Raw genomic sequence first — 15,708 nt, forward strand, 5'->3', positions numbered from 1 at the left:
ATTAAAAATTTGGTTGCAATAAATATTTAGAGTAGAAGTCATCTATGACTTTTACTGCATCGGTAGGCGTATCTACGATATTTATCAACTTTAGGTCTTCTTCACTAATATTCTTTTCCCGGCCCAGCATTACTTGTTCTATCCAATCCATTAAGCCCTGCCAGTAATCCCTGCCCACCAGAACAATAGGGAACCGGCCAATCTTTTGTGTCTGAATTAAGGTAATAGCTTCAAAAAGTTCATCTAATGTACCCATACCACCAGGCATGACAATAAAACCTTGGGCATACTTCACAAACATTACTTTTCTAACGAAGAAATAATCGAAGGTGATAATTTTATCCGGATCTATATATACATTGTGAAACTGCTCAAAAGGCAAATGAATGTTCAAACCTACTGACTTACCTCCCTGCTCAAAAGCGCCTTTATTGCCAGCTTCCATAATGCCTGGGCCACCGCCAGTAATAACTCCATAGCCATGCCGTACCAATTTGGCAGCTATTTCTTCCGCCATTTTGTAGTAAGGATTGTCGGGCTTGGTACGGGCAGAGCCAAATATGGATACACATGGACCTATTTTGCCTAGCTTTTCAAAGCCGGTTACAAACTCAGCCATTACTTTAAATATAGCCCAGGAGTCTGCTATTTTAATTTCATTCCAATCTCTGTCTTTGAATGCCTGTCTGATGCGGTGTTCTTCCGGGCTGATATTCTCCTGTTTAACTTTTTGCATAGTCTATTAACTAAATCTTATTCTATTATTTATTCAATACAAATTTATTTCTTTCCAAAGGGCTGCAAAGATACCTCTTTTTTAACTAAAAAGCTTAGCTACTAACGAGTTACTCCTGCTACTTGTTTTATACCTACAACAGAGGGTTTTTATAAATGAAAAGCGTATCGTCTTGTATGGCTTGTATATAGTGCAATTGGCTCTGTAATAAGGGTGCGGCTATTCCTTTGCTAAAAACCTGGCTACTCTTGAAGACTCTTGCTTCATCCCATAAACGCAGTTCTATAAAACTATTTAATAACTTGCTTCCTCCTTCTATAATTACCGATTGTATCTTACGTGCGTATAAATCCTGGATAATTTCTTCCAAGAAAAGGGGCGAATCAGCAAGTTTGATAAACTCTAAATTGTCCTGCCTTTCTGTTTTTAGGGTGTTATAGCAAAGGGTAAGCACTTTTTTGTCAAACATATGCAAGGAAGAGGGTAACCGTAAAGACTTATCTATGACAATTCGCACCGGGTCAGTTCCCGACCAATCACGCACAGTTAGTTGCGGATTATCATACAAAGCTGTTTGGGTACCTACCATTATGGCATCTTCCGAAGCCCGCCAACTATGAACGAGGGTGCGGGAAATACTATTGCTTATCCACTTAGAAGAATAGTCTTCCCGGGCAACTAGCCCATCTGCCGTTTGTGCCCATTTAAGAATGATATAAGGCCGCTTTTGCTCCATATAGGTAAAAAACCGTTTATTCAGTTCCCTTCCTTCTTTTTCGAGTACACCCGTTTGAATATCTATACCTGCCTGCTGTAGCTTCTGTATGCCTTTGCCGCCTACCAACGGGTTAGAATCCACATTACAGATTACTGCCTTTTTTAGCTGATGCTTAATTAACAAATCGGCGCAGGGAGGTGTTTTGCCAAAATGGGAGCAGGGTTCTAAGGTTACATAAGCGGTGCTTTCTCTTAATAAAGCTTTATCATCTACTGCATTTACAGCATTTACTTCCGCATGCCAGTCTCCGTATTTTTTGTGCCAGCCTTCACCAATAATTTTGTTCTGATGCACAAGCACACAACCCACCATAGGATTGGGGCTTACCTGTCCGCTGCCCAAAGCTGCCAGTTCCAGAGCTCTGCGCATAAAAAGTATCTCTGATGAAGAATTACCCATTACTGTTATGATAAATAATTTACCTGTACATTCGTAATCTTACGAAAAAATCTGTATGAATTACTCTTCCAGACAACTGCTACACCGGATTACGCTTGAACTTCAACCCATCTATGACACAGAAGAAGCCAGAAGCATGGCATTTTTGTTACTGGAACATTTCTATGGGCTTACCCGTTCAGCTGTTCTAACAGATAAAATACTGGAACTTCCGGAAACCTTTCAACTAGAAAATGCCCTGGAGCGGTTGAAAAAACATGAGCCTATACAGTATATTATCGGTTCAACTGAGTTTATGGGTAGAGTGTTTGAAGTGAACCGCCATGTATTAATTCCCCGGCCGGAGACAGAAGAGCTGGTAAACCTCATTATTGAAGAGAACAGACACATGTTTCCGTCTAAACTAGTAGATATTGGTACTGGCAGCGGCTGCATTGCTGTTAGCCTGGCTGCGGCATGGCCAAAAGCAGAAATACTAGCAGTAGATGTATCTCCAGAGGCCTTGCAAGTAGCAAAAAAGAACGCAGAAAAATATGTGCAGAATGTACGATTTATGCAGGCAAGCATTCTGGACACGCAATGGCAAGCAGATATGGATGCTATGGAATTAGATATAGTAGTGAGTAATCCTCCCTATGTAACCTATGCCGAAGAGCCGCTCATGCGAAAAAATGTAACTGAGCATGAACCTCGTTTGGCCTTATTTGTAGAGAACAATGATCCGTTGCTGTTTTACAGACATATAGCTTGGTTTTGCAAAAGACACTTAAAAAAAGAAGGGATGTGTTATGTAGAAATTAATGAGCAATATGGGGAAGAAGTAAAACAGTTATTTTTAGGAAATGGCTTCTCGACGGCTGTGGTTTTGCAAGATATGTTTGGTAAAAATAGATTTGTCAAAGGCATACAATAAATAGCAGGTACAGAACGTGATCTGTGCCTGCTATTTGTTGGTCTGTTAATAATTTGCTCCGGCTACTGCTTCCTGAGATTGTTTTTCTTTTTCTTTCAGGCAAGCGAATACTTCCCGGTAAAATTCCGGATGCGATTGCCAGGTTTGGGCAGTAACTATATTTTTATCCCGTACGGCCTGTGCTGTATCATATTTCCCTCCACCCATTTCTATTTCTGCCCGTACGTGTTCATAGGCAGTCATACAGTTTCCCTGGGCAAGTCCGGCTGTTACGAGTATCTGCACGCCGTGGCAAATAGCAAATACCCATTTACCGCTGTTGTGAAATTCCCGGACTATGTTTAATAGCTTCCGGTTGTTGCGTAAATATTCTGGAGCCCGTCCGCCAAGCAATACAATGGCTTCATAGTCTTCTACAGCTACTTCTTCAAAAGTGAGATTAGCTTCCAGGCCATAGCCTTTCCGTTCGATATAGGTATCCCAACCTGGCTCAAAATCATGAATAACCAGATTAAGTGCGCGTTTACTTGGAGCAGCAATTACAGGTTTGTCGCCCTCTTCCAGAAAACGGTGATAGGCATATAACGCTTCGTAGCTTTCGCCACCATCGCCAGTAACAATTAAGATGTTGCGGTTCATAGGTAAAAATTAGTATAAAATGGAAAAAGATAAATTTATCGAAAAATAAATCAAAAACATATACTATACCCTGCCTAAAAGTGAACTTGCTGGCTACTATCCTGAATCTATATTGCCTTTCTGGTTGTTCAACTTTTCATATTTTCGCCTTACCTTTGCTCATGTTTCATACACCAGCCATACCACCCTTAGCCGAGCGGATGCGTCCGCGGAATATAGATGAGTTATTAGGGCAAGCACACTTAACGGGTAATACCTCTGCTTTACGCAAATCCCTAACTGCAGGCAATGTACCTTCCATGATTTTGTGGGGGCCTCCGGGCGTCGGAAAAACCACACTCGCCTCTATAGTTGCTAACCATACACATTTGCCATTTTTTACCTTGAGTGCCATTAGTGCGGGTGTAAAAGAAGTACGCGAGGCTATTGAAAAAGCAAAAGTAGCTGGTAAAGCCATTCTGTTCATAGATGAAATTCACCGCTTCAACAAATCGCAGCAGGATGCCTTACTGAATGCTGTAGAAAAAGGAATTATAACGCTGATTGGTGCTACTACGGAGAATCCTTCTTTTGAGGTAAATGGAGCATTGCTTTCCCGCTGTCAGGTATATACGTTGAAGTCTTTGCAAGAAGATGAACTAATCCGGTTGTTGCAGCGGGCTATGCAGGAAGATACGTATATAAAACAGAGAACGATCCAACTGAAAGAGACAGCAGCGTTGCTTAACTTATCTGGCGGCGATGCCCGTAAATTGCTGAATTTGTTTGAACTAGTGGTTAACTCTTTTGCTCCTGGAGAGGAAATGAGGGTAACAGATGCTTTGGTGATGGATGTGGCCCAGCGGAAAGTTGTGATATATGATAAGAGTGGGGAGCAGCATTACGATGTTATTTCAGCCTTTATTAAGTCTATCCGGGGCAGCGATCCGAATGCTGCCGTATATTGGCTTGCCCGGATGATAGAAGGCGGTGAAGATGTAAAATTTATTGCCCGGCGCTTGCTGATCCTGGCTTCTGAAGATATTGGCAATGCTAACCCTAATGCTTTGCTAATGGCTACCAATTGCTTTCAGGCAGTAACTATGATAGGATATCCAGAATCTGACATTATTTTATCTCAGACGGTGGTATATCTGGCTTCTTCTCCTAAGAGCAATGCTTCCTATATGGCCATCCGGGAGGCACAGGCATTAGTGAGAGAAAAAGGTAGTATGCCAGTGCCGCTGCACTTACGGAATGCCCCTACCAAGTTTATGAAAAACCAGGGCTACGGCAAAGGCTACAAATATGCCCATGATTTTGAAGGTAATTTCACCCCTCAGGAATATTTTCCGCAAGGGTTGGAAAATACTAAACTTTACGAACCAGGCCACAATGCCCGGGAGCATGAACTCCGTAGAAGCTTAAAAAACTGGTGGGGGGATAAGTATGACTATTGAGAAAGACTTATTAAAAGATAGTGTTTAATGCTCTGTATTATCTTTTAATTAATTTACCCGTGCCTTTAATGGTACTAGTTAATTTTTCCGGTTCATGGTAGTAAGCCACGTTTCCATTTTGCAAAATGGCTACTGATAACTCTTTCATAGGAAGTACCCGTATTTCATTGCTTCCCCCATGTTCGACTGAACATTGCTGTACAGATAAATTTTCTGCATGTACCCGGCCAATGGATTTGTTAAGCCATATAGAAGCCGTAGTGGCTTGTCCGGATAATTCAATAAGTGCATGGCTGTTACTGTAGAGAATTAATGAGTTGGTCTGTAGCTTAAGATTAATATTTCCTCCGGCATCTAAAGAAAGAATGTATGCATCCGGTACGGATAAACCCTCCGAACTGGTAACTTTCCCATATCCCCGGTGAAATAGTGTAAAACTTTCAGGCGTAATAGTTAGGGTTACAGAAACCGGATATTTATAGCTTCTTACCCATTCACAGGTATTTTTATTAGAGATAAATAAGGTATCATCTTTCTGCCGAAGCTCTATCTTTGGTATCAGATTTTTTCCTGCTTCAATGGTAGCTAGTCCGGAAGTAGCTGGTTTTAACTGTAAGTTGATATTGTCTTCCAGAATAATGGTGTGAAAGGGGGCAAGCTTTCGTTCTTCCTGTACTATACTGCCTGTGCTTTTTACACAATCAAACGCATTTTCCTGGTTGCAGGATTGAAAGGAGAAGTTCAACAAAAATAAATAAGCCAGTAATCGCCAGGTATTCATCAGAAATTTAAGCAAAACGAACCTATAAATTTACAGCTTCTGATTAAAATGTAGTGAGCCTAAAGTAAAACTAATCATTTTTGCTCAACTTATCTGGTACTTGCAACGCTTAGCCCACCTATTGCCAGTGCTGAATTTTAGAATAGTTTCTGCCATTCTTCCATCATTTCCGGCAGATTATATAATTTGTTAGGGATAGTCATAGGTAAACTTGCTAAATTCGGCCTTCATTTTACCAGTTACCATGCAGCCTTTACAAATATACCAGCAACGCTTACAGCAATTTGAACAAGAAACCGCCGCATGGCACAAGCAGTACAATGCCGTATCCTGGATCAGGGTATTTGTTTTCCTGGCAGGTGTGGCTGGTACAATTATCTTGTATCAGATGGGTATTGCTACCTATCTTATTGCCGGGTATGCTTTTGTGTGTCTGGGTCTGTTTCTGTTTTTTATGAAAAAGCACAACCAGATAGCCTATACCAGAAACCAGTTCCGCAACCTGGTCACTATTAACCAAGATGAAATTAACCGTTTACAAGGAAAGCATTATCCACCAGAAACCGGGCAACTACATGCAGATGCGGCTCATCCCTATGCTACCGATCTGGACATTTTCGGACGCAGCTCTTTATTTACTTTACTCAACCGGACTACCACCTGGGGCGGAAACCTGCTGCTAGCAAACTGGCTGAAATACAAAGCACCAGTTGAGCAGATTCATCAGCGGCAGCAAGCCGTACAAGAGTTGGCCTCACAGCTGGGCTGGCAGCAAGAGTTTCAGGCAACCGGTATGCATGCCAAAACAGCTTCTGAGGATTTAGAACTATTGCTGCAGTGGATTAACACAAAGTCACGTATTAAACCACAGAAACTACTGGTAGCCCTGATTTACGTAATGCCGGTGCTCACGTTAACTGCTATTGGTCTGGCCATTTTTACAGATATTACCTATCACCTTCCGGCATTATGTATTCTGATTAACTGGGCAATTTTAGGCTTCACTTTCAGAGAAGTAAAAGACGCCTCTGAGCAAACTTCCAAAAGTGCCCATATTCTCAAAATCTATGCAAACCTGTTGAAGATTATTGAGAACAGTACGTTTACCTCAGCGGCTTTGCAGCGGCTGAAAGAGCAGCTGAAATACCCCCACAGTACAGCTTCTGCTAAAATCAAACAACTATCGTCCCTGCTTTATAGCCTGGAAGCCAGGCAGAATGCCTATTTTTATATGGTAGTCAGTAGTACTACCCTGTGGGATTTGTTTTTTCTGTTACGGCTGGAAACCTGGAAAGAACAAGTAACGGCAGATATACAAAAGTGGCTGGATACAGTAAGTGAAGCAGAAGTGTTAAGCAGCCTGGCTGCCTATTCTCATGCGAATCCGACCTACGTCATGCCGGTAATTTCTCCGGACGATCTATACCTGGAAGCACAAAATATGGCACATCCGCTGATAGTTAAAGGAGAGGCAGTAAGTAATTCTGTTAGTTTGCAGGGAAAAGGAAAAACTATTGTGGTAACGGGTTCTAACATGTCAGGAAAAAGTACGTTTCTGCGTACCGTTGGTATCAATGCGGTGCTGGCGATGGCCGGTGCACCGGTCCGGGCAAGTTACTTTGCTATTTCTTTGTGCCAGGTCTTTACATCTATGCGCACACAAGACTCTCTGGAGGAAAGTACGTCCTCGTTTTATGCAGAACTAAAACGGCTGAAACAATTAATAGATAGCTTGCCTTCCAATAAACCAATTTTATATTTACTCGACGAAATTCTGAAGGGCACTAACTCCCATGACAGGCATTTGGGTGCACAGGCGTTAATCCGGCAATTACATAAACACAATGCGTCAGGATTTATCTCTACACATGATCTGGCGTTGGGAGAAATGGCTGAAGAACTTCCTGGTTCGGTATTCAATTACAGCTTCAACAGTGAAATCGTTAATGATAAACTATATTTTGATTACAAACTCCGGCAAGGGGTCTGCCAGAGCTTTAATGCAAGTAAGCTCATGCAGCAAATTGGGATAGAGATGGAGTAACCGTCTTTTTGTTAATTAAAGAAGTGCACATAATTCAAAAGATATTTAATAAAAATATATGAATGCGTTTAGCAGCAATTTTAAACTGGGAATTTTAGGCGGAGGCCAGCTGGGCCGGATGCTAATTCAATCGGCTATAGATTTTAATATCTATATTAAAATTCTGGATGGAGATGCCAATGCACCGTGCCGTCCGTTTGCCCATGAATTTGTGCAGGGCTCTCTAATTGATTTTGATACCGTGTATGCTTTCGGCAAAACAGTAGATGTACTTACCATTGAAATAGAACATGTAAATGTAGAAGCACTGGAGAAACTGGAAAGTGAAGGGATCAAAGTATATCCACAACCGGCCGTTATCCGCACCATTCAAGACAAGCGGGTACAGAAGCAATTTTATAAAACCCACTTAATACCTACCGCTGATTTTATTTTACTGGAAAATAAAGAGGAAGTACATCAGCATAGCCACTTTCTACCTGCCTTTCAAAAACTAGGTAAATCTGGCTACGATGGCAGAGGCGTACAACGGTTAAAAACAACAGATGATCTGGCTAAAGCCTTTGCAGAGCCCAGTTTGCTGGAGAAAGCAGTAGATTTTGAAAAAGAAATTTCTATTATAGTTGCCAGGAATGCAAGGGGGGAAGTATCGGTTTTTCCACCGGTGGAGTTAGTTTTTCATCCGGAATATCATCTGGTAGAATATTTATTTGCTCCTGCTCAGCTAGATGAACGAATTATTGCCCAGGCCAACGAGATTGCGACAGGTGTGGCTGCTAAATTAGGTATTGTAGGTTTACTGGCTGTGGAAATGTTTGTGACCCGTTCGGGTGAAGTACTAGTGAACGAATCGGCTCCGCGTCCGCACAACAGTGGCCATCATACTATTAAAGCAAATTACACGTCCCAGTTCGAACAACACCTGCGGGCTATACTGGGCTTGCCCCTAGGAGCTACTGATACGCAAAGTTATGCAGCTATGGTAAATCTGCTGGGCGAAGAGGGCTATACTGGCGATGCAGTATATCAGGGTATGGAAGAAGCCCTGGCTTTAGGAGGCGTATATATTCATCTATACGGAAAAAAAACCACCAAGCCGTACCGAAAAATGGGCCATATCACTATTATGGATACCGAACTACAGGCATTAAAAGAAAAAGTGCAAAAGGTAAAAGTTCTGGTAAAAGTAGTAAGCGAATAGTTTACAGAAAAAATATAATCTACAGCGTATTAAGCTTTTAGTATAAACATGCCGGATTATTAATCCGGCACATGTTTCTTAGTTGTTCTGGAGAATCAAGCCCGCTTCTTTAGTAAAACAGCTGGTTGCTGCACATTACTTTTCATCAGAAAGCCTGTCATCCGGTTTTGAATCTTGGTAAGTTCCTGATTGCAGGAGATAAAAAATAACACTATCCGCAGCAACAAAATAACATTTAACCCAATAATAAAAGCATCGCCTGACTTTTGGATTAGCAGAAAGGTGCAAACCAGCGTAAACAGAAAAGCAAACCAGTAAAAGCCCATAAGCAACCGGTTTGCCTTTAATTTTATAGCAATCTTGTCGAAGTTCCGGCCTTTGTCTATTCTCCCTGAAATACTATAAACTACCGAATTCACTTCAATAGGAAAGGTAAATTTAGGTAAGTCGATAACAGGTTTATGCAACCAGGAAAAAAGCTCTCGTTTAGTGCTTTGCTTAATTCTATACGCTGCAAATAATTCCTGTACTTTACTATCCAGGTCTACCATTTCGGTAGGTACACGGGTATGTATTTTTTTGGTAAATAAAATATTCTCTATCAGTTGGTTCAGGCTTGGCATAGGCTCAGTAAGAAACGATAATGTATAAAGGTAGAATAGCAGGCTTACACAGGGGTATATACCTTATCTATGGCTTTTGCCAGCTTATGATCTTTCTCTGTTACAACGTTGCCTGCATCATGCGTGTTTAGTTCTATCTCAACTTTATTGTACACGTTAGCCCACCAGGGATGATGGTTCATTTTCTCAGCAATCAGGGCTACCTTGGTCATAAAGGCAAAAGCTTCCACAAAGTTTTTAAACTCAAATGACTTTTTTAGCTTATTATCTTCTTCTTTCCACATAGGGATAGGTTTTAGGTATGGGTAGGTTTTACACTCCGAAATTGCGAAAAAAAAGGCAGCCACGCAAAACATTCCTGGTCTTTGCCAACTTATTATTTCAACTAATGAAAAAGATAAGCTATGCATAGTAACAAGCAACCGGTAGCTATTTTCTGGTTCCGCAGAGATTTACGCATCCATGATAATACAGCATTTTATCGTGCCCTAACCAGTGGTTTGCCTGTATTGCCCTTGTTTATTTTTGACAAAGACATACTAGATAGATTAGAAGACCGGGATGATGCCAGAGTTACCTTTATTCATGATACGATACTTGCACTGCAAGATACATTTGCAGCTCAGGGAAGTGATTTGCTTGTGCAGTATGGTAAACCTATAGATATATTCAGGCAACTTCTTTTTGAATATAATATACCGGCAGTTTATATTAACCATGATTATGAGCCGTATGCTACCAGGCGGGATGCAGAAGTGAAGGCTTTGCTGGCAGAATCTGGAACTGCTTTCCATACTTTCAAGGATCAAGTTTTGTTTGAATACCGGGAAATTGTGAATGGACAAGGGCAACCGTATAAAGTATTTACTCCCTACAGCAAGAAATGGCTGACTACACTTTCAGAAGAGCATATAAAAGAGCAGCCTTCCCAAAAGCATTTGTATGGCTTATATAAAACAAAAACAGAACCTGTTCCTTCACTGCAAGAAATGGGGTTTATAAGGTCATCTATTGAGATTCCGGCTAGTAAGATACATCAAGATGTGTTGGAGAAATATGCCAAAGAAAGAGATTACCCGGCCAGGGAAGCCGCTACCCGTATTGGGATTCATCTCCGTTTTGGCACCATCAGCATCCGGGAAACAGTTAAGAAAGCCCAACAACATAGTGCTATATGGCTGAATGAACTCATCTGGAGGGATTTTTACAGCATGCTGCTGGCCAATCATCCACAGTTGGAACATTCGGCATGTAAACCAGGCTATGACCGTATTGAGTGGCGAAACAATGAACAAGAGTTTGAACGGTGGTGCCAGGGAAAAACGGGTTATCCTATAGTAGATGCCGGCATGCGCCAGCTAAACCAGACTGGGTATATGCATAACCGCGTGCGCATGATAGCCGCCAGTTTTTTAGTAAAACATTTATTGATCGACTGGCGGTGGGGAGATGCCTATTTTGCCCGCAAACTTCTGGATTATGAAATGGCTTCCAATAATGGCAGCTGGCAATGGATTGCTGGCAGCGGCTGCGATGCGGCACCTTATTTCAGGGTTTTCAACCCCAATGCCCAGGCAGCTAAATTCGATAAAGCCCAAGAATATGTTAGAAAATGGGTGCCCGAATTAGGTACAGCTACCTACCCCAAACCTATGGTTGAACACGAATTTGCCCGTGACCGTATGCTAAAGGTATATAAAGCTGCTTTAACAAAACAAGAAATGGTATAGGAAAGCAGCCATACATAGGAAAATTAAGCCGATGAAGATTATCTTGCTGGTAAGCATTCTGATTATTTATTTTCCGGTACTCTATCTTTTTAAAAGAAAGATTATCCGGACAATGGGAACAGAAGAGGTGCCTGCCCACTTGAGGTGGTATGAAGGGGCGGGTTATCTTATAAAACATAGCCATGATGATAGCAAAGTAGAAAAGTTAACCCAATTGCAAAACCAAATACGGATGGCAAGCATAACAGGGATACTTTTGTTCTGGGCAGTGGTGCTTTTTTTCTAGTTTGCTTGCGGATGATGAATAAGTGGATTAATTAACCTGAACCACAAAGGAGGAATCATCCCAATATAAAACATTCCAAAATATCCGCTTGGTAGCACATAACTATCTTCGTGCGATTCCAGTAAATAATAGGGCTTATAGGCTTTTACATGGTGGTCGGAATGGCGGGAAAGCTCGAATAGGGTAAACCGGCTGGATATAGCATCCGATTGCCAGGAATGATGTATATTCACCAGTTCGCCTTTTTGCCGGGCCAGGCCGTAATGCTCTATGTAGTTGACAAACTCCAATAAAAAGAAGGCAAATATACTTTGAATTGCATAGGCCCAAAATACATTTGTCCCAAGCCATACAGCTAATAAAACCATACGTGTTATCTGGCAGAGCATAGACCGGATAACAAAATTCTGTAAGCCATACCTGCGTTTCTGCTGCTTTGATAAACGTTTTACTTCAATCTGCAAGCCACTTTTCCACTGTGCCGGAACCGTACGGATAAAGAAGTGATAAAAGCTTTCATTATACCTTGCCGTTGCCGGATCTTCCATGGTGCCAACCCGTACATGGTGCCCTAGCCGATGTTCTATATAAAAGTGCGTATAATTAGCCAGAAATAAATTCCAAATGCCTAGGTTTTGCAGCCACTTTTTCTTCCGGTGAATTAACTCATGTGCGGAGTTTATTCCTAAGATGCCAGAACTAAATCCGGTAGAAATAGCGGCTGCCCAAATCCACTCCCCGGTGATACTTTCTGTATAAATTCCAAAAATTAACGAAATCACCGCTAAGGCATGGCTAAGCACAGCCAGGAGCAGAATACAATCGGGAATGGTACCAGCAACAGATTTTGGCTTCTGTGTATTGGTGGGCAGCACCCAATCGGCTAAAGGCAGTAACATCCCTGATAAAATACTATTCATCATGGTGAAATGGCCTCCCAATACATTACCAGCAATAACTAGTAATGCGGGCAGTAAGCTAACCAAATAGCTAAGCGAACCAGCTTCTTTCCATATATAAGCATACTTGTGTTTTAAAAGTAATACAGATGGTTTCATATATTTTATGGAGGAAGGCATACAGAACAATTTACATAATTTTCCTCTTTTTATGTATATGTAAGTTTTATTGAAAAAAAAATGATTGATGATTATTTATGGTATTGATTACGGGAGCAAACTGGCGGGAACTACGGTAGTTGCCTGGGTAGATACACTAGCAAAGTTTATACACTTGACTAGTTCCCAAAAGAAGGAAGATGCTGATTTATTTATTCATACTACTTTACTAAAGCTTAAACCAGCCACTGTATTTATGGATGCTCCCTTATCATTGCCTGGAGTTTATACCCATTTAGCCAACTGTCATGATTATTTTTTCCGGGAGGCGGATAAACAACTACAAACTATGTCGCCTATGTTTCTGGGTGGGTTAACGGCAAGAGCTATAAAGTTAAAAAGGGAGCTAGAAGCTCTTTCTATACCGGTATACGAAACATACCCGGCTGCACAAGCTATCCGATTAGGTTTGGTAGAAACTGGCTATAAGAAAAGTTCGGTAGCCATACCTGCTATTGTTAGACTATTGGAGAATCATATGACACCTTTTATCCTGCCAAACAATCCGCTTACTACCTGGCATCAGGTGGATGCGTTACTTGCCTTACTGGCCGGCCTCCGGTTTATGAACAAGCAGCATGAGGTATTTGGCAATGAAGTGGAAGGGGCCATTCTCGTCTGACCAAAATTTAGGGTATTTAGAAAGAATAGAAAAGTGTATGCTTGTTCTCTAGGCCACTTCAAGCTAAATACGATGACAGTTAAAGCCAATGATTTGTATCATTAGCATCACCGTAATAATGTATCAGTCTTGCTTTGCAAGAAATCTTAAAGAGCTAGGTTGTAACAAAATAAAAAGCCCTTCAGATATATCTGAAGGGCTTAAAGATATTTTCTTTAAATGTTATTGAGCAGTAGCATCTGCAATTTTTACAGTGATATCTATATTACCTGCAGAAGTTCCTGTAACTGAGTTAACAAAAATAATTCCTTTTTTACCACCTTCAGTAATAAAACCAATTACTTTATTAGCAGTTAAGTTGTTGATTTTAGTAGCAGTTGCACCTGTAGCAGCAGTTTCAATAGAAGCAAAAGTAGAAGCCTCAAATTCAGCTTTGGTCATAGTTAATTCTTTGAATTTAGTAGTATTTAACTTAGACCAAGTCTGTAAGCCTGTAGTGCTGTTGTTATACATCGTTTTTGCATCAGCATCTGAAGGGGTAGCTAAAGTTGCAAGGTTAGTAGCTCCATAAAAATATAAGAAGTCTACTTTAGCTGCGTTTGTTTTAGCATCAGCTTGCTTGTAAACAGTACCAGTAGCTTCAGTAGTATAAAAGCTTCCATTAGTAGTGTTATCTTGTCCGTAGATCAATTTAGCACTCTGTGTTCTAACACTTCCAGTAGCATCTACTTTAACAGTATGAGTAGCATTTACTACACGGTCTTTGCTATCAGTTACAACAATAGTAAATTTCAATTCTTTACCACCGGCAGTTGACGGAATAGCATATTTGAAAGAATAATTATCTGAAGTAGAATTAGTGAAATTACTGGTTTTTGTATCCAGGTCAGCGTTATCTAAACGGGTTACGATACTTTTAATTTTAGATTGAGCTACTACAGCAGCACTTAGGGTAATTTCATCACCAACTTTGGCAGTAGCAGGAGTAGTAGAAGCAATAGTAGCCGTTGGAGCCGGATCTACTGTATCTTCTTCGCTAGAACAAGAAGTCATGGTGAACATACTTACTGCAGCAAATAAGCTCAGTAAATGCAAAGAGAGTTTTCTCATAGTGATTGGTTATTGTTTAATTGTTAAATGGGTTAATGAATTACGATTGACTGATTGTAAACTGCTTAAAATGTCTAAAGCCATAATCACTAGGTGCGTTTAGGCTATTGCGATTTCATTCACAAAACAAGGCAAAGTCTGATAAAACCAATATGTGTTTTCGCCCGGATTCAGGCATATGTAATTTTTTGCGCGGAGTAGCAGCAGTTGCCAATAGGCTATTAGGTAAAGCAGAGGGCTATGATCAATAAAAAACGTCTGTGGAGGTAACCACAGACGTTTTAAAAAGGAGTAATAAGTTGAAGGTATTTAAAATTTACTTAGGTTATCTTTCGCGTTTGCTTCTTTATCAAATATCAGATTGCCTTTTTCATCCCATTCTTTTAAGGTAAACGGTTCAAAGTTTTTAGTGAAGGCATCCGGCGCAAACTGGATCTCCTTCTTTTTGCGTCGCCTGAATTGATAATATTCACTCCACTTCCCAACTTTTATGTTGTTCTCATATTGCCCTTCTACTTCTACCTGGCCACCTTCATAAAAGGCATAATATTTACCACTTTTCACCCCAAATTCAATAGGAATCACTTCCTTAATTTTAGTTTTGGCTGCATCATAATAATTAATCTGTGATTCTTCCGGCCATCCACGGTGGTACCTTGTTTTATCGGTCAGTGCATAATTACCATTATATTGTTCCCAACGGCCATGCTTTGTGCCTTTATAATAGTATCCTTCTTCTATAATCTTTCCACCTACAAATTTCTTATATGGCCCATGTAACGGGCGCATAAATGTTTTGTCAATATTTTTTGACCGGCTGATAGCTTTTTTCTTCATATCATACCAATACACATCCTGGGCATACAAATTAGGATCTTCATAGGTGTGCATATAATAAAACAACTCGATTACCTGCCGGGGCCCGCTACCCACTTTGGTAAACTGCTTTTTCATTTTTACACCCAGGTATTCTTTCTTATTTTTCTTCTTTGCCGGTGTTTTTTTCTTTTCTTCCTTCTTTGTACTGGTTACCAAATCAAGCTCTGGCAGTATAGAGTTAGTTAGGCTGTCTTCTGTAATCTGCGCATGTGCTGCGTTATGCCAGAGGAAGGAAATAAGGAGTAAGGAGAGTAGGTTGATCTTCATAACTTCAAGAGATGTGTGACATTACCGGTAACACCTGGCCAGTACACAGCAGCATGGATTATACATGCAAAAGTACTATCTTTGAACGTAATAACATATGTATTTATTTTTAATTGCATATCAGGCAAGCAATATTTACTACT

16 protein-coding genes are annotated in these 15,708 nt (G+C 40.7%); 7 read left to right on the plus strand and 9 right to left on the minus strand.

Annotation, left to right across the window (positions count from 1 at the left end):
• Window position 1 precedes the first annotated feature (1 nt).
• Both Q0590_RS21240 and ribD read right to left on the minus strand, forming a co-directional pair.
• Entirely contained in the window at window positions 2-736 is a 735-nt protein-coding gene (locus Q0590_RS21240; RefSeq protein ID WP_302039618.1) for an LOG family protein, read from the minus strand.
• A 133-nt stretch (window positions 737-869) separates the two neighbouring features.
• Complete coding sequence (gene ribD / locus Q0590_RS21245) at window positions 870-1,883, minus strand: bifunctional diaminohydroxyphosphoribosylaminopyrimidine deaminase/5-amino-6-(5-phosphoribosylamino)uracil reductase RibD (protein WP_302039619.1); 1,014 nt, start codon at window positions 1,881-1,883, stop codon at window positions 870-872.
• Between the two features lie 85 nt (window positions 1,884-1,968).
• Between ribD and prmC the strand changes: the two genes are divergently transcribed.
• Window positions 1,969-2,826, plus strand: coding sequence for a peptide chain release factor N(5)-glutamine methyltransferase (prmC, locus tag Q0590_RS21250; RefSeq protein WP_302039620.1), 858 nt, complete (start codon window positions 1,969-1,971; stop codon window positions 2,824-2,826).
• Window positions 2,827-2,871: 45 nt separating this feature from the next.
• On the opposite strand, the gene Q0590_RS21255 is transcribed toward prmC, so the two are convergent.
• Window positions 2,872-3,465 (minus strand): DJ-1/PfpI family protein, encoded by a 594-nt coding sequence (locus tag Q0590_RS21255; RefSeq protein WP_302039621.1) that lies wholly within the window; start codon window positions 3,463-3,465, stop codon window positions 2,872-2,874.
• Between the two features lie 161 nt (window positions 3,466-3,626).
• Here Q0590_RS21255 and Q0590_RS21260 point away from each other — a divergent pair, with 161 nt between their 5' ends.
• Window positions 3,627-4,904, plus strand: coding sequence for a replication-associated recombination protein A (locus Q0590_RS21260; protein ID WP_302039622.1), 1,278 nt, complete (start codon window positions 3,627-3,629; stop codon window positions 4,902-4,904).
• Between the two features lie 37 nt (window positions 4,905-4,941).
• Here Q0590_RS21260 and Q0590_RS21265 read toward each other — a convergent pair whose 3' ends face one another.
• Window positions 4,942-5,685 carry a GIN domain-containing protein gene (locus Q0590_RS21265; RefSeq protein WP_302039623.1) on the minus strand — a complete coding sequence of 248 codons (744 nt, stop codon included), beginning with the start codon at window positions 5,683-5,685 and terminating at the stop codon, window positions 4,942-4,944.
• Between the two features lie 244 nt (window positions 5,686-5,929).
• Between Q0590_RS21265 and Q0590_RS21270 the strand changes: the two genes are divergently transcribed.
• Entirely contained in the window at window positions 5,930-7,729 is a 1,800-nt protein-coding gene (locus tag Q0590_RS21270; RefSeq protein ID WP_302039624.1) for a MutS family DNA mismatch repair protein, read from the plus strand.
• A 58-nt stretch (window positions 7,730-7,787) separates the two neighbouring features.
• Window positions 7,788-8,930, plus strand: a complete 1,143-nt coding sequence (locus tag Q0590_RS21275; RefSeq protein ID WP_302039625.1) for a 5-(carboxyamino)imidazole ribonucleotide synthase — start codon at window positions 7,788-7,790, stop codon at window positions 8,928-8,930.
• Window positions 8,931-9,025: 95 nt separating this feature from the next.
• Here Q0590_RS21275 and Q0590_RS21280 read toward each other — a convergent pair whose 3' ends face one another.
• Window positions 9,026-9,553 carry a hypothetical protein gene (locus Q0590_RS21280; protein WP_302039626.1) on the minus strand — a complete coding sequence of 176 codons (528 nt, stop codon included), beginning with the start codon at window positions 9,551-9,553 and terminating at the stop codon, window positions 9,026-9,028.
• Between the two features lie 44 nt (window positions 9,554-9,597).
• The gene (locus Q0590_RS21285; RefSeq protein ID WP_366970483.1) at window positions 9,598-9,963 is read right to left on the minus strand and encodes a 4a-hydroxytetrahydrobiopterin dehydratase; all 366 of its coding nucleotides are present in this window, start codon (window positions 9,961-9,963) and stop codon (window positions 9,598-9,600) included.
• Here Q0590_RS21285 and Q0590_RS21290 point away from each other — a divergent pair.
• A complete protein-coding gene (locus Q0590_RS21290; protein WP_302039627.1) occupies window positions 9,958-11,283 on the plus strand; it encodes a cryptochrome/photolyase family protein in 1,326 nt (441 codons plus the stop codon). The genes Q0590_RS21285 and Q0590_RS21290 overlap by 6 nt on opposite strands.
• A 31-nt stretch (window positions 11,284-11,314) precedes the next feature.
• Complete coding sequence (locus tag Q0590_RS21295) at window positions 11,315-11,569, plus strand: hypothetical protein (protein WP_302039628.1); 255 nt, start codon at window positions 11,315-11,317, stop codon at window positions 11,567-11,569.
• On the opposite strand, the gene Q0590_RS21300 is transcribed toward Q0590_RS21295, so the two are convergent.
• Complete coding sequence (locus Q0590_RS21300; protein WP_302039629.1) at window positions 11,566-12,627, minus strand: alkane 1-monooxygenase; 1,062 nt, start codon at window positions 12,625-12,627, stop codon at window positions 11,566-11,568. The genes Q0590_RS21295 and Q0590_RS21300 overlap by 4 nt on opposite strands.
• Window positions 12,628-12,715: 88 nt before the next feature.
• Here Q0590_RS21300 and Q0590_RS21305 point away from each other — a divergent pair, with 88 nt between their 5' ends.
• Window positions 12,716-13,309 (plus strand): DUF429 domain-containing protein, encoded by a 594-nt coding sequence (locus tag Q0590_RS21305; RefSeq protein ID WP_302039630.1) that lies wholly within the window; start codon window positions 12,716-12,718, stop codon window positions 13,307-13,309.
• Between the two features lie 222 nt (window positions 13,310-13,531).
• Here Q0590_RS21305 and Q0590_RS21310 read toward each other — a convergent pair whose 3' ends face one another.
• Both Q0590_RS21310 and Q0590_RS21315 read right to left on the minus strand, forming a co-directional pair.
• On the minus strand, window positions 13,532-14,419 hold the full coding sequence (locus Q0590_RS21310; protein WP_302039631.1) for a hypothetical protein: 888 nt from the start codon (window positions 14,417-14,419) through the stop codon (window positions 13,532-13,534).
• Window positions 14,420-14,728: 309 nt separating this feature from the next.
• Window positions 14,729-15,565, minus strand: coding sequence for a toxin-antitoxin system YwqK family antitoxin (locus tag Q0590_RS21315; protein ID WP_302039632.1), 837 nt, complete (start codon window positions 15,563-15,565; stop codon window positions 14,729-14,731).
• Between the last annotated feature and the right edge of the window lie 143 nt (window positions 15,566-15,708).

The organism is Rhodocytophaga aerolata (genome assembly GCF_030503435.1).
GTDB lineage: Bacteria > Bacteroidota > Bacteroidia > Cytophagales > 172606-1 > Rhodocytophaga > Rhodocytophaga aerolata.

What these genes read in the sequence shown, in the direction of transcription:
- Q0590_RS21270 (WP_302039624.1), top strand. Translation starts at nt 5,930, where the DNA reads ATGCAGCCTTTACAAATATACCAGCAACGCTTACAGCAATTTGAACAA.
- Q0590_RS21285 (WP_366970483.1), bottom strand. Translation starts at nt 9,963, where the DNA reads ATGCATAGCTTATCTTTTTCATTAGTTGAAATAATAAGTTGGCAAAGA.
- Q0590_RS21260 (WP_302039622.1), top strand. Translation starts at nt 3,627, where the DNA reads ATGTTTCATACACCAGCCATACCACCCTTAGCCGAGCGGATGCGTCCG.
- Q0590_RS21295 (WP_302039628.1), top strand. Translation starts at nt 11,315, where the DNA reads ATGAAGATTATCTTGCTGGTAAGCATTCTGATTATTTATTTTCCGGTA.
- Q0590_RS21300 (WP_302039629.1), bottom strand. Translation starts at nt 12,627, where the DNA reads ATGAAACCATCTGTATTACTTTTAAAACACAAGTATGCTTATATATGG.
- Q0590_RS21275 (WP_302039625.1), top strand. Translation starts at nt 7,788, where the DNA reads ATGAATGCGTTTAGCAGCAATTTTAAACTGGGAATTTTAGGCGGAGGC.
- Q0590_RS21305 (WP_302039630.1), top strand. Translation starts at nt 12,716, where the DNA reads ATGATTATTTATGGTATTGATTACGGGAGCAAACTGGCGGGAACTACG.
- Q0590_RS21290 (WP_302039627.1), top strand. Translation starts at nt 9,958, where the DNA reads ATGCATAGTAACAAGCAACCGGTAGCTATTTTCTGGTTCCGCAGAGAT.
- Q0590_RS21240 (WP_302039618.1), bottom strand. Translation starts at nt 736, where the DNA reads ATGCAAAAAGTTAAACAGGAGAATATCAGCCCGGAAGAACACCGCATC.
- Q0590_RS21315 (WP_302039632.1), bottom strand. Translation starts at nt 15,565, where the DNA reads ATGAAGATCAACCTACTCTCCTTACTCCTTATTTCCTTCCTCTGGCAT.
- Q0590_RS21310 (WP_302039631.1), bottom strand. Translation starts at nt 14,419, where the DNA reads ATGAGAAAACTCTCTTTGCATTTACTGAGCTTATTTGCTGCAGTAAGT.
- Q0590_RS21255 (WP_302039621.1), bottom strand. Translation starts at nt 3,465, where the DNA reads ATGAACCGCAACATCTTAATTGTTACTGGCGATGGTGGCGAAAGCTAC.
- Q0590_RS21280 (WP_302039626.1), bottom strand. Translation starts at nt 9,553, where the DNA reads ATGCCAAGCCTGAACCAACTGATAGAGAATATTTTATTTACCAAAAAA.
- ribD (WP_302039619.1), bottom strand. Translation starts at nt 1,883, where the DNA reads ATGCGCAGAGCTCTGGAACTGGCAGCTTTGGGCAGCGGACAGGTAAGC.
- prmC (WP_302039620.1), top strand. Translation starts at nt 1,969, where the DNA reads ATGAATTACTCTTCCAGACAACTGCTACACCGGATTACGCTTGAACTT.
- Q0590_RS21265 (WP_302039623.1), bottom strand. Translation starts at nt 5,685, where the DNA reads ATGAATACCTGGCGATTACTGGCTTATTTATTTTTGTTGAACTTCTCC.